Source organism: Mesorhizobium sp. DCY119 (genome assembly GCF_003590645.1).
In the GTDB taxonomy this organism is placed as follows: Bacteria; Pseudomonadota; Alphaproteobacteria; order Rhizobiales; family Rhizobiaceae; genus Mesorhizobium_M.
This window is the reverse complement of sequence record NZ_CP031834.1, coordinates 2,607,958-2,622,056: the sequence shown is the minus strand read 5'-3', so window position 1 is coordinate 2,622,056 and position 14,099 is coordinate 2,607,958. Positions and strand designations below refer to the sequence as shown.

At 60.4% G+C, this 14,099-nt stretch carries 17 protein-coding genes; 9 read left to right on the top strand and 8 right to left on the bottom strand.

Features of this window, described 5'->3' with window-relative positions:
* Window positions 1-42: 42 nt before the first annotated feature.
* Entirely contained in the window at window positions 43-456 is a 414-nt protein-coding gene (locus tag DZG07_RS12680) for a hypothetical protein (protein ID WP_119817560.1), read from the top strand.
* A gap of 35 nt (window positions 457-491) precedes the next feature.
* Here the strand turns inward: DZG07_RS12680 and DZG07_RS24405 are convergent, their stop codons facing one another.
* Window positions 492-731, bottom strand: coding sequence for a DUF1127 domain-containing protein (locus DZG07_RS24405; RefSeq protein WP_119817557.1), 240 nt, complete (start codon window positions 729-731; stop codon window positions 492-494).
* 82 nt (window positions 732-813) lie between these two features.
* On the opposite strand from DZG07_RS24405, the gene DZG07_RS12670 reads away from it, so the two are divergent.
* The 3 genes from DZG07_RS12670 to DZG07_RS12660 all read left to right on the top strand — a co-directional run bounded on the left by DZG07_RS12670 (window position 814) and on the right by DZG07_RS12660 (window position 4,916).
* Window positions 814-2,232 carry a PLP-dependent aminotransferase family protein gene (locus DZG07_RS12670; protein WP_119817554.1) on the top strand — a complete coding sequence of 473 codons (1,419 nt, stop codon included), beginning with the start codon at window positions 814-816 and terminating at the stop codon, window positions 2,230-2,232.
* A gap of 103 nt (window positions 2,233-2,335) precedes the next feature.
* Window positions 2,336-4,552, top strand: a complete 2,217-nt coding sequence (purL, locus tag DZG07_RS12665; RefSeq protein WP_119817551.1) for a phosphoribosylformylglycinamidine synthase subunit PurL — start codon at window positions 2,336-2,338, stop codon at window positions 4,550-4,552.
* Window positions 4,553-4,682: 130 nt separating this feature from the next.
* Window positions 4,683-4,916 (top strand): BolA family transcriptional regulator, encoded by a 234-nt coding sequence (locus tag DZG07_RS12660; protein ID WP_091912773.1) that lies wholly within the window; start codon window positions 4,683-4,685, stop codon window positions 4,914-4,916.
* Between the two features lie 32 nt (window positions 4,917-4,948).
* Here DZG07_RS12660 and DZG07_RS12655 read toward each other — a convergent pair whose 3' ends face one another.
* Window positions 4,949-5,659, bottom strand: a complete 711-nt coding sequence (locus DZG07_RS12655; RefSeq protein ID WP_245429483.1) for a phosphodiester glycosidase family protein — start codon at window positions 5,657-5,659, stop codon at window positions 4,949-4,951.
* A 277-nt stretch (window positions 5,660-5,936) separates the two neighbouring features.
* On the opposite strand from DZG07_RS12655, the gene grxD reads away from it, so the two are divergent.
* Window positions 5,937-6,269: a Grx4 family monothiol glutaredoxin gene (gene grxD, locus DZG07_RS12650; protein ID WP_091912769.1), complete on the top strand. Its 333-nt coding sequence runs from the start codon at window positions 5,937-5,939 to the stop codon at window positions 6,267-6,269.
* 120 nt (window positions 6,270-6,389) lie between these two features.
* Window positions 6,390-7,634, top strand: a complete 1,245-nt coding sequence (locus DZG07_RS12645; RefSeq protein ID WP_091912767.1) for a multidrug effflux MFS transporter — start codon at window positions 6,390-6,392, stop codon at window positions 7,632-7,634.
* Here DZG07_RS12645 and ttcA read toward each other — a convergent pair whose 3' ends face one another.
* From ttcA to DZG07_RS12630, 3 genes are all read right to left on the bottom strand, one after another.
* On the bottom strand, window positions 7,635-8,513 hold the full coding sequence (gene ttcA, locus DZG07_RS12640; RefSeq protein WP_119817545.1) for a tRNA 2-thiocytidine(32) synthetase TtcA: 879 nt from the start codon (window positions 8,511-8,513) through the stop codon (window positions 7,635-7,637).
* Window positions 8,514-8,625: 112 nt separating this feature from the next.
* Complete coding sequence (rpsD, locus tag DZG07_RS12635; RefSeq protein ID WP_119817542.1) at window positions 8,626-9,243, bottom strand: 30S ribosomal protein S4; 618 nt, start codon at window positions 9,241-9,243, stop codon at window positions 8,626-8,628.
* Window positions 9,244-9,503: 260 nt separating this feature from the next.
* Window positions 9,504-9,830 carry a helix-turn-helix domain-containing protein gene (locus DZG07_RS12630; protein WP_119821685.1) on the bottom strand — a complete coding sequence of 109 codons (327 nt, stop codon included), beginning with the start codon at window positions 9,828-9,830 and terminating at the stop codon, window positions 9,504-9,506.
* 228 nt (window positions 9,831-10,058) lie between these two features.
* Between DZG07_RS12630 and DZG07_RS12625 the strand changes: the two genes are divergently transcribed.
* Window positions 10,059-10,700, top strand: a complete 642-nt coding sequence (locus tag DZG07_RS12625) for an NAD(P)-dependent oxidoreductase (RefSeq protein WP_197716907.1) — start codon at window positions 10,059-10,061, stop codon at window positions 10,698-10,700.
* A 20-nt stretch (window positions 10,701-10,720) separates the two neighbouring features.
* Here DZG07_RS12625 and DZG07_RS12620 read toward each other — a convergent pair whose 3' ends face one another.
* On the bottom strand, window positions 10,721-10,903 hold the full coding sequence (locus DZG07_RS12620) for a DUF3008 family protein (RefSeq protein ID WP_119817536.1): 183 nt from the start codon (window positions 10,901-10,903) through the stop codon (window positions 10,721-10,723).
* A 237-nt stretch (window positions 10,904-11,140) separates the two neighbouring features.
* Here DZG07_RS12620 and DZG07_RS12615 point away from each other — a divergent pair, with 237 nt between their 5' ends.
* The gene (locus DZG07_RS12615; protein ID WP_119817533.1) at window positions 11,141-11,488 is read left to right on the top strand and encodes a cupredoxin domain-containing protein; all 348 of its coding nucleotides are present in this window, start codon (window positions 11,141-11,143) and stop codon (window positions 11,486-11,488) included.
* 3 nt (window positions 11,489-11,491) lie between these two features.
* Window positions 11,492-12,322, top strand: coding sequence for an FTR1 family protein (locus tag DZG07_RS12610; RefSeq protein ID WP_119817530.1), 831 nt, complete (start codon window positions 11,492-11,494; stop codon window positions 12,320-12,322).
* Here the strand turns inward: DZG07_RS12610 and murI are convergent.
* Both murI and DZG07_RS12600 read right to left on the bottom strand, forming a co-directional pair.
* Window positions 12,309-13,097 carry a glutamate racemase gene (gene murI, locus DZG07_RS12605; protein WP_119817528.1) on the bottom strand — a complete coding sequence of 263 codons (789 nt, stop codon included), beginning with the start codon at window positions 13,095-13,097 and terminating at the stop codon, window positions 12,309-12,311. The two genes, DZG07_RS12610 and murI, sit on opposite strands and share 14 nt — an antisense overlap.
* The gene (locus DZG07_RS12600) at window positions 13,090-13,947 is read right to left on the bottom strand and encodes an RNA methyltransferase (RefSeq protein WP_119817525.1); all 858 of its coding nucleotides are present in this window, start codon (window positions 13,945-13,947) and stop codon (window positions 13,090-13,092) included. Before DZG07_RS12600 ends, murI begins: the two co-directional genes overlap by 8 nt.
* Between the last annotated feature and the right edge of the window lie 152 nt (window positions 13,948-14,099).

The window sequence follows — 14,099 nt, the reverse complement described above, 5'->3', positions numbered from 1 at the left end:
TACTGATCAAAATCAACGATTCGAAACGGCGGGCGTCGGCGCATGAAGAATTTTCGCATTCTGACGGTGGCTCTTTCGTCGCTGCTGGCGCTCTCTGCCTGCCAGTCCGGATCGAAGCCGTCGACGCCATCGGTTGGCTCGGGCAAGAGCGCATCCTTGCTTGCGATGGAAACCGTCGCAATCGCCGCCCACAAATGCTGGTTCGCCAGCAAGGATCCGGCCTTCAAGTCCTATCGTCTCGCCAACGAGCTCAATGCCTTCGGCGGCACACCGCGCTTCCTGCTGGTGCCGGCCAAGAACTATGGCGGGCTTCCCCTGCTTGTCGTGCAGGCTCGCGGTAATTCGAGCCGGGTCGAATCCTTCGGCCCGCTGATGTCGGAGCCCATCGGAGCTCGCATCCACGCCGATCTGACGCGCTGGTCTAGCGGCAACAATGCCTGCGGCAGCGCGGCCTGACCAAACGCCAGAAACCTACGTCCCCGATCAGCGATTCAATCGAGGAAAGAGCGGATGCCTTCGCGATAGGCTTCGCCTCTTGAAATACCAATATCGGCAAGCTGCGCGTCGGTCAGTTCCATAAGCGCCAGCCTGCTACGCCGCTTTTCCAAGCGCATTTCCAGCCAATCGATGAACCGAAGCACAGTTGTGCTGAACCTGCGGAGATAGTCCGACTTCCCGGCTGAAGAATCCCGAAGGGCTGAGCCACTCCGGATTGTATCTATTGTACCCATAATTTCGCTCAAAGAGTCTCGTTAGTAGATACAATTCAACTGCATTGACTCGATTCAAAAAACAATGTAGAAAATTGTCACCATGACAAATTGGCTCCCCAATCTCTCCGAAGGTTCTGGCCCGCTCTATCTGCGCCTGGCCGACAGGATCGAATCCGACATTGGTGCCGGCACATTGCCCGCCGGCGAAAAACTGCCGCCGCAGAGAAACCTCGCCTACGACATCGGCGTAACCATCGGCACCGTGGGCCGCGCCTATGCGCTTTTGCGCGAGCGCGGCCTTGTCAGCGGAGAAGTCGGGCGTGGAACATATGTGTTGGGGCGTGGCCTGGATGCGAACGACAACATCGAGATACCTGCCGTCGCGCCAAGGGAGGGCACGCGCCTCGCAGAGCCGCCGATCGGAAAACTGCGCTTCGACAGCACCGCTGCCCCGGATGTCGGACAGGGCAAGATAATCGAGACGATCCTGTCGGCAATCACCCGCGATCACCCGCAGGAGGTCGCCAGCTATACGAGATCATTCCCCGACCACTGGTTCGAAGCAGGACGGCGCTGGCTGTCGCGCAATGGCTTCAATCCGCAGGCGGACAGCATCGTGCCGACGCTCGGCGCCCATGCAGCGGTGATTTCGGCCATATCGGCCCTCACCTCTCCTGGCGATTACATACTTTTCGAACACGTGACCTACACGCAGATCGCAAGGAGCGCCGGGCTTGTCGGCCGACGCATGGCCCTGGTGGAATCGGATGAGAACGGCGTCGATCCTGACGATTTCGAGCGCGTCTGCGCGCAGAAGCATCCGGCCATGGCCTTTCTGATGCCGACGGGCCAGAACCCTACCGGCGCCATCATGCCCAGGGAAAGGCGCGCGGCGATCGCCGATATCGCGCGGCGATACAATGTCCTTCTGATCGAAGACGATCTCTACGGTGCCTTGACCGACGACCCGACGCCGCTTCTTGCCGAATTCGCGCCGGAACGCACTTTCGTGGTTGGCGGCCTTTCCAAGTCGGTCGCGGCGGGCGTTCGTGGCGGCTGGATCTCCTGCCCGCCCAATTACCGGCATCGCGTCCGCGTCGCGCACAAGATGACGACCGGCGGAATGCCGTTTCTGCTTGCAGAGCTCTGCGCGCAGCTCGTGCTGTCCGGCGAGGCCGCCGCAATCCGTGCGCGGTCGCTGGCAGAAATCAATGCGCGCCTGGCGATAGCCCGCTCTACGCTTGCCGGCCATGATTTCACCTCCAATGATGGCGTGCCCTTCTGCTGGCTGTCCGTGCCGGAGCCATGGCATTCTGGAACGTTCAAGAACGCCGCTTACGAGCAGGGCGTGCTCATAGACGATGAGGACGAGTTCAAGGCCGGGCGCTCCGACCGCGTCTTTCACCGTGTTCGCGTCGGCATTTCGGCCCCGCAAAACCGTCAGGACGTCGCTGACGGACTGGCGGCAATCCGTCGCCTTCTCGATGAAGGCCGTGCGGGTTATGACAGCTTTGGCTAAAGCTCCATCTTCCCGGTGAATTTTCGGCCTTTTGCGGTATATCCCGGCGGCGGCTTGCGCTATTGAGCTATTTTTCGACGCCCCAAGGAATCCGCTGGCCATCATGACCATCTCCAACGACGTGAAAATCACCGACGAGCTGATCGCATCGCACGGGCTGAAGCCCGACGAGTATCAGCGGATACTGGATCTGGTCGGGCGCGAGCCGACATTCACGGAGCTCGGCATATTTTCCGCGATGTGGAACGAGCATTGTTCCTACAAATCTTCGAAGAAGTGGCTGCGCACCCTGCCCACCACGGGCGATGTCGTGATCCAGGGACCAGGCGAGAATGCCGGCGTGGTCGATATCGGCGACGGCGACTGCGTCGTCTTCAAGATGGAGAGCCACAACCACCCCTCCTACATCGAGCCCTATCAGGGTGCGGCGACCGGCGTCGGCGGCATCCTGCGCGACGTCTTCACCATGGGCGCGCGGCCGATCGCGGCAATGAACGCGCTGCGCTTCGGCGCGCCGGATCATCCCAAGACGAAACATCTGGTGGCGGGCGTCGTTTCCGGCGTCGGTGGCTACGGCAATTCCTTCGGCGTGCCGACTGTCGGCGGCGAGGTCAATTTCGACGCGCGCTATAACGGCAACATCCTCGTCAACGCCTTCGCCGCAGGCTTGGCCAAGACCGACGCTATCTTCCTGTCGGAGGCCAAGGGCGTCGGGCTGCCGGTCGTCTATCTCGGCGCCAAGACCGGCCGCGATGGCGTCGGCGGCGCGACCATGGCGTCCGCCGAATTCGACGACAAGATCGACGAAAAGCGCCCGACGGTTCAGGTCGGCGATCCCTTCACCGAAAAATGCCTGCTCGAGGCCTGCCTCGAGCTGATGGCCTCGGGTGCCGTCATCGCCATTCAGGACATGGGCGCTGCCGGCCTCACCTGCTCGGCCGTCGAAATGGGCGCCAAGGGCGATCTCGGCATCGAACTCGATCTCGACAAGGTGCCGGTGCGCGAGGAGCGCATGTCGGCCTATGAAATGATGCTCTCGGAGAGCCAGGAGCGCATGCTGATGGTGCTGCGCCCGGAAAAGGAAGAAGAAGCCGAGGCTATCTTCCGCAAATGGGGGCTTGATTTCGCCATCGTCGGCAAGACGACCGACGACCTGCGCTTCCGCATCATCCATCAGGGCGACGAGGTCGCAAACCTGCCGATCAAGGACCTCGGCGACCAGGCGCCCGAATACGACCGCCCATGGGTCGAGCCCGCGAAGCGCGCACCTCTCGCTGCTGACGACATTCCGCAGGCCGATGTCGCCGACGCACTGCTGAAACTGCTCGGCAGTGCCAATCTTTCGAGCCGCCGCTGGGTCTGGGAACAGTATGACACGCTGATCCAAGGCAATTCGCTGCAGCTTCCCGGCGGCGATGCCGGCGTGGTGCGCGTCGAAGGCCATGCCACCAAGGCACTCGCCTTCTCTTCGGATGTCACCCCGCGCTATTGCGAAGCCGATCCATATGAGGGCGGCAAACAGGCGGTCGCCGAATGCTGGCGCAATCTCACGGCAACCGGAGCGGAGCCCCTCGCCGCCACCGACAACCTGAATTTCGGCAACCCCGAGCGCCCCGAGATCATGGGTCAGTTGGTGAAAGCCGTCGGCGGCATCGGCGAAGCCTGCCGTGTTCTTGGTTTTCCGATCGTTTCCGGAAACGTATCACTCTACAACGAAACTAACGGCCAGGGCATTCTTCCGACGCCAACGATTGGCGGCGTAGGCCTTATCCGCAACTGGTCGAAGATGGCACGCATCGGCTTTGCCGCTGAGGACGAGGCGATCCTGCTTGTCGGCGCGCCGTCGGCCTGGGGCACGCATCTGGCTCAGTCGGTCTATATGCGCGATATCCACAACCGCACCGACGGCCCCCCGCCGCCGGTCGATCTCGCACACGAGAAGAAGGTCGGTGACTTCGTTCGCGCGCTCATCGCGGACGGCATCGTCACTGCCGTGCACGACCTTTCCGACGGCGGCCTTGCCGTCGCAGTTGCCGAAATGGCCATGGCCTCCGGCATCGGCGCGACGGTCAATCAATTGAAGGGCTTGTCGCCGATACCTACGTTCTTCGGCGAAGATCAGGGGCGTTATCTCGTGACGATCCCGCGCGACAAGGTCGACTGGTTCTTCGAGGAACGCGTCAAGGATACCGGCATTTTCGCGCCGTGGATCGGCACCACCGGCGGGAGCGAAGTGAAACTCGGCGAGGCTCGCGCGATTGCGGTTTCGGAACTGACCGATGCGCATGAAGGCTGGTTCCCGAAATTCATGGACGCATGATCCCCGCTGTTCGCGCCGGCAGCTGTTGCCAGGTTCGCTCTACGACGCCCATGGCATAGGGCGAAACGATTGACCTTCACTGCCCCAGCCGCCATATCTGACGGGGACAGACGTATTGGGAGACCGCCTTATGGCAATGGACGCACACGACATCGAAAAACTCATCAAGGACGGCATTCCCGATGCCAAGGTGACGATTCGCGACCTGGCCGGCGATGGCGATCACTACGCGGCGGAAGTCGTGGCCGAGAGCTTTCGCGGCAAGAGCCGCGTCCAGCAGCACCAGATGGTCTATGACGCCCTGAAGGGAAACATGGGCGGTGTGCTACACGCGCTTGCCCTGCAGACCAGCATTCCTGAATGATTTCAATGTCGGACGCGTTCGGGCATTGAACGCTAGCGTTTTCTTGACACCGCCAGAATTGGCCCCGCCGGATCGATCTTCCCAACGAGAAGCTTGCTGCCGTTCGAAAAGGCAGAGATGAAACCGTCGAAATAGAGCGCATTGCGGCATTTCAACTCGTCACTGAACAGCCGCGCAAACGAGCCGAAGCTGACCGGCGAACGGGCGATGACGAAAATCGCCTTGCCGTCGGCACTGACGCCAACGCCGTTACGGACATTGCGTGAACTTCCATTCGGCTCGAAGCGAGCATGAATGACGCCATCAATCACAAGCATTGGCCCTGACTGGGTAGCCAGGCGCACGTCCGGCCGCGCGGCAGCGTAGGCTTCCGACTCCATCACCAACGCTTGGCCTGTTTTCGTCACCGCGAACACGCCATTCGGCTTCATGAAGAAATTACCGTCGCCATCCGAAAGATTGAGCGGCGCGGTCATGTGTCCGCCCTCGACATATAGCCCGACCGGCGAAAGATCCCGATGATACATGCCGGCATTCATGGCGAGTTCCACCGGCGTGCCCTGCGCCTTCATCACCCTGGTGAAGGCATCCACTGATCCAAATGGTTTTCCGTCCGCTCCATCATGGAACAGCCCGACATCGTAAGCGTGCGGATCGATCGCACACACGATGTAGCCAATACCCTCGAAATCCTGCTCGCGGCATGGCTTTGGCAGTTCCTGGCTCTGAAAAACCGGAGGCACGGCTGGAGATTCGGGTCGCCTCCAGACGAGCATCGCCAGGGCCGCAAGCCCAGCGATAAGCAGAATTGCAGCAAGAGCGCGTTTCATGAACCTCAAACAGTCCTGCGGATGCGATTAGGAATCGGCACGATCTTGCTCTTTTCTAAAGCAAAATTGACCGATTTCCGCCCATGGCCCATAGAATCACGGCAACTGCCGGTCTTGTTTCGGGCTGCCTATCGGTTTATTTGATTCATATGATTTGAGCCTGGCTCCCACAGGCGTGAAAGGATACCCGATGAGCGGAATCAACGATTACATCGCCAATGAGGTCAAGACCAACGACGTCGTGCTGTTCATGAAGGGCACGCCCGGTTTCCCGCAGTGCGGCTTTTCCGGACAGGTCGTGCAGATTCTTGATTACATCGGCGTCGACTACAAGGGCGTGGATGTGCTGACCTCCAACGAACTGCGTCAGGGCATCAAGGAATATTCCAACTGGCCGACCATCCCGCAGCTTTACGTCAAGGGCGAGTTTGTCGGCGGTTGCGATATCATCCGCGAGATGTTCCAGGCCGGCGAGCTGCAGGCTCTCTTTGAAGGCAAGGGCGTCACCACCAAGGCCGCCTGAGACCATATCTACCGGGGGTAGCCCCGCCTCGGTAAATATCCATCTCCCGCGAATGCGGGATCTGTGCAACGAGTGCGCCGGCCCACGGCGCATTTTCGTTTTTGACTGACGGATTTTACCATGGACCAACATGTTTCGCCGGCTCCGGAAGCCGAAAAACTTTCTATTCCGCGATGGGAATTCATCGCCCTTGCCGCGGCACTGATGGCGCTGAACGCACTTGCCATCGATATCATGCTGCCCGGACTTCAGCAGATCGGCGCAAGCCTCGGTGTCGACAATGAAAACCACCGGCAATATGTGATCTCGGCCTATTTCGGCGGCATGGCGCTGGGCCTGCTCGGCTACGGCCCCGCTTCCGACCGGTTCGGGCGACGCGGCCCTTTGCTTTTCGGCCTTGGAATTTACGTCATTGCCGCACTTGCCGCCGCCATCGCGCCCAATTTCGAAACGCTTCTTGCACTGCGCGTGATCCAGGGTTTTGGCGCCGCCTCGACGCGCGTGATTGCCGTGTCCATGGTTCGCGACCGCTTCGGTGGCAGGGCCATGGCCGAGATCATGTCACTCATTTTCATGGTCTTCATGGTTATCCCGGTCGTGGCACCGAGCATCGGCCAGTTGATCATGCTGTTCGCCAACTGGCACATGATCTTCGTCTGCATGGGCGTGGGGGCGCTGTTCATCTCGCTGTGGGCATTCTTCCGCCTCCCCGAAACGCTTCACCCCGAGGATCGTCGTCCGTTCACGATCTCGGCGATCGGACAGGCATTTGCCATCGTGCTCACCAACCGCATCTCGCTCTGGTACACGCTGGCATCGACGATCATCTTTTCTGCGCTGTTCGGCTTCATCAATTCCGCGCAGCAGGTCTATGTCGGCATTTATGGCCTGGGCGTCTGGTTCCCGGTGATATTCGCTGCGATCGCCGGCATGATGGCGATTTCCTCGTTCCTGAATTCCCGGCTGGTCATGCGCGTCGGCATGCGCCGGCTATCGCATGGTGCGCTGATCGGATTTCTGACCGTCAGCACGATCTGGTTCGTCTGGTCGCTATTCGGCCAGGTACCGCTGGTTGGCTTCGTCCTGCTATTTGCGGCGGCGATGTTCCAGTTCGGCTGGATCGGCTCGAACTTCAACGCGCTGTCGATGGAACCGGTCGGTCACATCGCCGGGTCGGCCGCCTCGGTCCAGGGCTTCATGCAAACTCTGGGCGGCGGAATAATCGGCGCGGCAATCGGCCAGTCCTTCGACGGCACGACGACGCCTCTTGCGGCAGGCTTCTGCGGCGTTGCCGCGATTGCATTGATAATGGTGCTGATTGCTGAAAAAGGCCGGTTGTTCCAGCCTCATCACAAGCCCGCTTAGTTATCCCTCGGCGGAAGGCGCTCCTGCGCCTTGCGTCGCTTCCAAGCCAGCAAAGTCGAAAAGCTTGCGGTCGAGCAGATGGCTCGGCCGTGTATTGGCGAGTGCGCGGATCATCGTGTCCTTGCGCCCCGGCATGCGCTTTTCGATATCGTCCAGCATCGCCTTCATCAGATTGCGCTGCAGCCCTTCCTGGCTGCCGCAGAGATCGCAAGGGATGATCGGGAACTTCATGCTGTCGGAAAATTTCTGGAGATCCGTCTCGGCGCAGTAGCTGAGCGGCCGCAGCAGCATCACGTCGCCATCGTCGTTCAACAATTTCGGCGGCATCGCAGCCAACCTACCGCCATGGAACAGGTTCATGAAGAAGGTTTCGAGGATGTCTTCGCGGTGATGCCCGAGCACCAGTGATGAACACCCCTCCTCGCGGGCTATGCGATAAAGATGCCCGCGCCGAAGCCGCGAACACAGCGAGCAGTAGGTGCTGCCCTCGCTCAGCTTCTCGGTGACGATGGAATAGGTGTCGCGATATTCGATGCGATGCTTGATGCCATGGCGATCGAGATATTCCGGCAGAATGTGCTTGGGAAAATTAGGCTGGCCCTGATCGAGATTGCAGGCGATCAGCTCGACGGGCAGCATACCGCGCCATTTGAGATCGAGCAGGATGGCAAGCAGCCCGTAGGAATCCTTGCCGCCCGAAAGCGCCACCAGCCAGCGATCGCCAGGTTTGACCATGGCGAAATCGTCTATCGCCTGCCGGGTCTGCCGCAGCAGCCGTTTACGCAGCTTGTTGAACTCTACGGACGACGGCGTGTCGCGGAACATGGCGTGACAGGCATCCCCGTCGAGATCGGAGATGGGCTCCAGCATCATGTTCATGGCGATGGCTTCCGCAGCTTTTACAGTTCAGACCGGATTAAAGGACCAGGCGGATAAAGAAAAGGCCGCCCGAAGGCGGCCTTTTCGCAAATTCGAGTAAATCGAACCGAAATCAGCGCGAATAGAATTCGACGACCAGGTTCGGCTCCATCTGGACGGCGAACGGAACGTCGGCCAGGCCCGGAACGCGGGCGAAGGTCGCAACCATCTTGTTGTGATCGACTTCGATGTAATCCGGAACGTCGCGCTCTGCGAGCTGCACCGATTCCAGCACGATGACGAGCTGCTTCGACTTCTCGCGCACTTCAACGACGTCGCCAGCCTTGCAGCGATACGAGCCGACATTGACGCGGCGACCGTTGACGTTGACGTGGCCGTGGTTGACGAACTGGCGCGCAGCGAAAATCGTCGGAACGAACTTCGCACGGTAGACGACCGCGTCGAGACGCGACTCGAGAAGACCGATCAGGTTTTCCGGCGTATCGCCCTTGCGGCGGTTCGCTTCCTCATAGGTCTTGCGGAACTGCTTTTCCGAAATGTCGCCATAGTGGCCCTTCAGCTTCTGCTTGGCGCGCAGCTGCAGACCGAAGTCCGAGAGCTTGCCCTTGCGGCGCTGGCCGTGCTGGCCGGGACCATATTCGCGCTTATTGACCGGGGACTTCGGACGGCCCCAGATATTTTCGCCGAGACGGCGGTCGATCTTGTACTTTGCGGATTCGCGCTTGCTCATCGCATTCCCTTTCAAAATGATGCACCCGAAACCTCGTGTTTCGAGTGAAGGAAACGCGCCCTCCTCTGGCCTCCGTTTTCGAGACCTGACAGGATATTCCCGCTAAGCTTGCCGGAAAAATCCACGGGACACGTCAATATGCAGGGCGGGGAAATTCACCAGAGGCTAAAAGCCCAACCTTGCGGCATAAAAGTCAACACCGGGCGTTGCGGCCCGGTGCTGGCGGGTGATTAGGCGAAGTTTTCCCAGAAGTCAACGCGTCAGACGTTTTCGGCGTCGAATCTTGCCCTTGCCTGCACCAGAAGATGCCGATTTTGCGCTGCCCAAAGCCCAAGCGCGCCAATCGGCACCGCAATCGACTGTCCAACCTCGGTCAGCGCATATTCCACCTCCGGCGGCGTCGTCGGCTTGACCGTGCGTCGAACAAGGCCGTCGCGCTCCAGCGAGCGCAATGTCACCGTCAGCATGCGCTGCGATATGCCTTCGATCGAACGCTTCAGCGCATTGAAGCGCACCGGGCGTTCCTGAAGATTGATGATGACGAGCAGGCTCCAGCTGTCTCCGATACGGTCCAGCACATCGCGCATGGGGCAGCTGCCGCGCTCGTCGCGGTCGAAACCGGGATGAGCCTGCAGCAACGGTACGCGCTCCTTCGTCTGAGTGCGGGCATTCACGTGGTTCTCTCCATGTAACCTGGGCACCAAATCATGCGTTCTTTTCCTGCCTTGCGATCAAAGCTATATAGTTATCGTTGGTAACCTGATTACAGATCATACCCGCCTTTGCCAATCCGGTGAGAGTGGGCGGAAAGGAAAATCATGAAGATCGCACTCATCGGCGCCTCCGGCTTCGTCGGCAAGGCCGTTCTCAAGGAAGCTTCATCGCGCAGCCACACGGTAACGGCGCTCGTGCGCAATCCGGACAAGGTGGAAAAGCTTGCCGGCGTCACCGCAAAGCAGGTTGACGTGACCGACACCAAAGCGCTCGCGCAGGCAATCATCGGTCAGGATGTTGTGATTTCCGCCTTCAACGGCGGCTGGGGTGACCCCGACATCTACAACAAACATCTGAATGGCTCTAAGGCGATTGTCGATGCGGCAAAAGCCGCAAAGGTCCGCGTGATCGTGGTAGGCGGCGCAGGCAGCCTGCTCGCACCCGATGGCAGCCAGTTCGTCGACTCGCCCGACTTCCCGGCGGCCTACAAGGACGGCGCACTCGCTGCCCGAGACTCGCTCAAGGCCCTACGCAGCGAAACCGGGCTGGAGTGGTCGTTCCTGTCACCGGCCTTCGTCCTTTCGCCCGGCGAACGCACCGGAAAATTCCGCTATGGCGGCGATCAGCCGGTTTTCGACGCCAACAACGAAAGCAAGATTTCGGTTGAAGATCTCGCCGTCGTTCTGGTCGACGAGGCTGAAACGGCCAAGCATACCGGCAAGCGCTTCACCGTCGGTTACTGATCAGATCACAGCCTGTCGGATTATTTCTTCTTTTCCGGCAGGCCCTTTCGCTTCGTTTCCGCGAAGTCTTCGAGCTGCTTTTCGCTCATGGATTCATACATCTCTTTCGATGCGCCTTTGAGCTCGCTCTTCTTCGTTTCGCCGCGTTTGGCCGAAAGGGCGGCGCCCGCTGCCATCTGCTGGGCTTTCGATGTTGCTGGCATCTCGATATCTCCCTTGAGGATTGATGTCGGATAACGCCACCTCAATGCGGTGGTTCCCATGGTTTTCCATGCCCATGCTCTGCATGCCCGGCCTAACACATTGGAATCATTCTAACTTCAACGAGAAGTGATCCGCGCTATACTTGACGGCGTACATCACCTTTATATTCTGCCATCCCTCGGCAACCGCCTTCCCCTCGTCCTGCGCTGCCCGAGTGGTCCTGGAGGGACCCCGATATGAAGCTTTCTCGTTTGCTTGCCCTATCCCTGGGCGCCACTGCCCTTGTCTCGTTAGCCGCAAACGCTTCCGCCGCAACCGATCAGCAATCCTTCACCATTACGATCAAGGACCATCGTTTCACGCCCGCGACGCTGAAAGTGCCGGCGGGTGCGGAATTCGACCTTGTCGTGGTGAACGCCGATCCGACGGCCGAGGAGTTCGAGAGCCAGGATTTCCACGTCGAAAAGGTCATCCAGGGCGGCAAGCAGGCGACATTCCATGTCGGCCCGCTGACGGCAGGCTCCTATGGCTTCTTCGGCGAGCGCCATGAAGACACGGCCCTCGGCAACATGTTTGCCGAATAAGCCATGATCTCCACCTTCATCATCGTTTTTCGCGAGACGCTGGAAGCAGCGTTGATCGTTGCAATCGTGCTTGCCGCCAGTGCCGGCATCGCCGGTCGCACCCGTTGGGTAGCAACGGGAATAGTTGCCGGTCTCGCCGGGGCCGCACTGCTGGCCCTGTTTGCAGGCCGGCTTGCCGACATGTTCGAAGGCAACGGCACCGAGATCTTCAACGCTGTCGTTCTGCTTCTCGCAGTCGTCATGCTCGGCTGGCACCAGATATGGATGAGCACCCATGGCGCGGAGCTGGCCAGCGAAAGTAAGTCCGTCGGCCAGGATGTCCGCGAAGGGCTGCGTCCGCTCTCAGCGCTCGCCCTCATCTGCGCCGTTGCCGTCCTGAGAGAAGGTTCCGAAACAGTGCTCTTCCTCTATGGCATTGCCATTGACGGAGAACTCGACGCCAGGTCGATGCTGCAAGGCGGGGCGCTGGGCGTGGTGGCAGCCGCACTCGTAGGGGCGTTGTTCTACGGCGGGCTACTTCGCATTCCCTTGAAGCATGTCTTCAAGGTAACGGGCGCCATCCTTCTGCTCATTGCCGCCGGTCTGGCGGCGCAGGCTGCGGCCTTCCTCGTGCAGGCAGGCGTTCTGCCGCCGCTCGGCTACGACATATGGAACACGTCAGCCATTCTGCCGCAAACCAACCCTGTCGGTTTCCTGCTGCATATTCTGGTCGGCTACGTTGCCCGTCCCGAAGGTATCCAGATCGTCGCCTATGTCGCAACGCTTGCGATCATCCTCGCCGCATCCGGTTTGGTGCGGCGCATGCACCGGGAAGCCTCGGTCAGACCGGCTTAAGCCCAAAACCCTGCATCAGCCGGCGGGTCGGAAAATCCGGCTTCGCCGAGGTGAAGATGGCGCAGTCCGGTTCGTGCTCGACAGCGTTGCTTGATGTCCCGTTGAGCAGCGACAGCGCCCGGCGCGCGATCGCTTCGGCCGGATCGAGCCAGTCGACCGGCCAGGGCGCCAGCCGCCGGAAAACATTCGCCAGAAACGGATAGTGCGTGCAGGCAAGCACGACGATGTCAGTGCGCTTGCCGTCTTCCTCCACGAAGCAGGGTTCTATTTCGGCACGGATCGCCGCGTCGTCCATCGCCTCGCCGCGAATATGCGCCTCGGCCATGCGTGCCAGGTTCTGGCTGCCGACGAGGCGTACATGGCACTGCGCCGCGAATGACTGGATCAGGTCGCGCGTGTAGGCGCGCTTGACCGTGCCCGGCGTCGCCAGCACCGAGACGAAACCGGAGCGCGTGCGCTCGGCCGCCGGCTTTATCGCCGGAACCGTGCCGACAAACGGCGTCTGCGGATAGGCGGCACGCAACTCCGCCATCACCAGCGTGGAAGCCGTGTTGCAGGCGATGACGGCGATCTCGGGCCGATGCTCCTCGATGAGGCGGCCGAACAGCTCGACGATCCGTCGCTTGAGCGCCTCCTCCTCCCACTCGCCGTAGGGAAAGCCGGCATCGTCAGCGACATAGACGAAACGCCGATCCGGCATCAGCACGCGCGCCTCGCGCAGCACCGTCAGCCCGCCGATACCCGAATCGAACATCAGCACCGGGCGATCAGTCATCACGCGCCTTTTCTACCTTCTGCGTTGCGGGATGCGTGGCGCGATCGGCCTCGGCCTTGCGCTCAGGGTAGCCTGAGCCCCGCGGCACCTTCGGCGAGAAATAATCGAGCGAGGAAATGACCCCGCGCAACAGCTTGATCTCTTCCAGCGTGAAGGCGGCGCGCGTGAACACGGCGCGCATATTGTCCAGCATCTTCGGCTTCTTGGCCAGCGGCCGGAAGTACCCGCGCGCATCAAGCGCTGCTTCCAGATGGCCGAGCATGCCGTTCAGATGGGTCTTGCTGGCCGGCGTCTGTGCCGGGCTTGTGAATGGCGTCGCATCAAGATCCTCGAGGCCCGATTTCATCCACTCATAAGACATCAGCAACACGGCCTGCGCGATGTTCAGCGAGGCAAAGGCCGGATTGACCGGAAAGGTCACGATCTCGTCGGCCATAGCCACTTCTTCGTTGGACAGGCCGAAGCGTTCGCGTCCGAAGAGTATGCCGGTGCGCTCGCCCGCAACGAAGCGGCTGCGCAGCATCCTGCCTGCTTCCACCGGTCCGCGCACATGCTTGAAGCCGTCACGTTCCCGCGCGGTGGTGGCAAACAGGAAATTGAGGTCGGCGACCGCCGATTCCAGATCGTCGAAGACGACGACGCCGTCGATCACATGGTCAGCCTTGCTTGCGGCCGCCCGCGCCTTTTCGCTTGGCCAGCCATCGCGCGGCTTGACCAGCCGCAGTTCGGACAGGCCAAAATTTGCCATGGCGCGCGCGACCATGCCGATATTCTCGCCGAGCTGCGGCTCGACAAGAATGATCGCCGGGCCTTCGGCAATCAGTGGTTTTTCGCGATCAGTGCCTGCCATATCTGAAACCGGTTTGTTTTCGGCCTCTCTCGCACAGTTTTCAGTGAAACGAAACCTTGCAAGGGACGGCGCGCAAACCGTTTTCAGCCGAACATCTTGACCCAATGATGGTGGCTTTTGACATCATTGGCAAACGAGCGAACGTTTCCCGA

What these genes read in the sequence shown, in the direction of transcription:
- DZG07_RS12610 (WP_119817530.1), top strand. Translation starts at nt 11,492, where the DNA reads ATGATCTCCACCTTCATCATCGTTTTTCGCGAGACGCTGGAAGCAGCG.
- grxD (WP_091912769.1), top strand. Translation starts at nt 5,937, where the DNA reads ATGAGCGGAATCAACGATTACATCGCCAATGAGGTCAAGACCAACGAC.
- ttcA (WP_119817545.1), bottom strand. Translation starts at nt 8,513, where the DNA reads ATGAACATGATGCTGGAGCCCATCTCCGATCTCGACGGGGATGCCTGT.
- DZG07_RS12670 (WP_119817554.1), top strand. Translation starts at nt 814, where the DNA reads ATGACAAATTGGCTCCCCAATCTCTCCGAAGGTTCTGGCCCGCTCTAT.
- DZG07_RS12680 (WP_119817560.1), top strand. Translation starts at nt 43, where the DNA reads ATGAAGAATTTTCGCATTCTGACGGTGGCTCTTTCGTCGCTGCTGGCG.
- rpsD (WP_119817542.1), bottom strand. Translation starts at nt 9,243, where the DNA reads ATGAGCAAGCGCGAATCCGCAAAGTACAAGATCGACCGCCGTCTCGGC.
- murI (WP_119817528.1), bottom strand. Translation starts at nt 13,097, where the DNA reads ATGACTGATCGCCCGGTGCTGATGTTCGATTCGGGTATCGGCGGGCTG.
- purL (WP_119817551.1), top strand. Translation starts at nt 2,336, where the DNA reads ATGACCATCTCCAACGACGTGAAAATCACCGACGAGCTGATCGCATCG.
- DZG07_RS12615 (WP_119817533.1), top strand. Translation starts at nt 11,141, where the DNA reads ATGAAGCTTTCTCGTTTGCTTGCCCTATCCCTGGGCGCCACTGCCCTT.
- DZG07_RS24405 (WP_119817557.1), bottom strand. Translation starts at nt 731, where the DNA reads ATGGGTACAATAGATACAATCCGGAGTGGCTCAGCCCTTCGGGATTCT.
- DZG07_RS12630 (WP_119821685.1), bottom strand. Translation starts at nt 9,830, where the DNA reads ATGCGCGATGTGCTGGACCGTATCGGAGACAGCTGGAGCCTGCTCGTC.
- DZG07_RS12600 (WP_119817525.1), bottom strand. Translation starts at nt 13,947, where the DNA reads ATGGCAGGCACTGATCGCGAAAAACCACTGATTGCCGAAGGCCCGGCG.
- DZG07_RS12660 (WP_091912773.1), top strand. Translation starts at nt 4,683, where the DNA reads ATGGCAATGGACGCACACGACATCGAAAAACTCATCAAGGACGGCATT.
- DZG07_RS12620 (WP_119817536.1), bottom strand. Translation starts at nt 10,903, where the DNA reads ATGCCAGCAACATCGAAAGCCCAGCAGATGGCAGCGGGCGCCGCCCTT.
- DZG07_RS12645 (WP_091912767.1), top strand. Translation starts at nt 6,390, where the DNA reads ATGGACCAACATGTTTCGCCGGCTCCGGAAGCCGAAAAACTTTCTATT.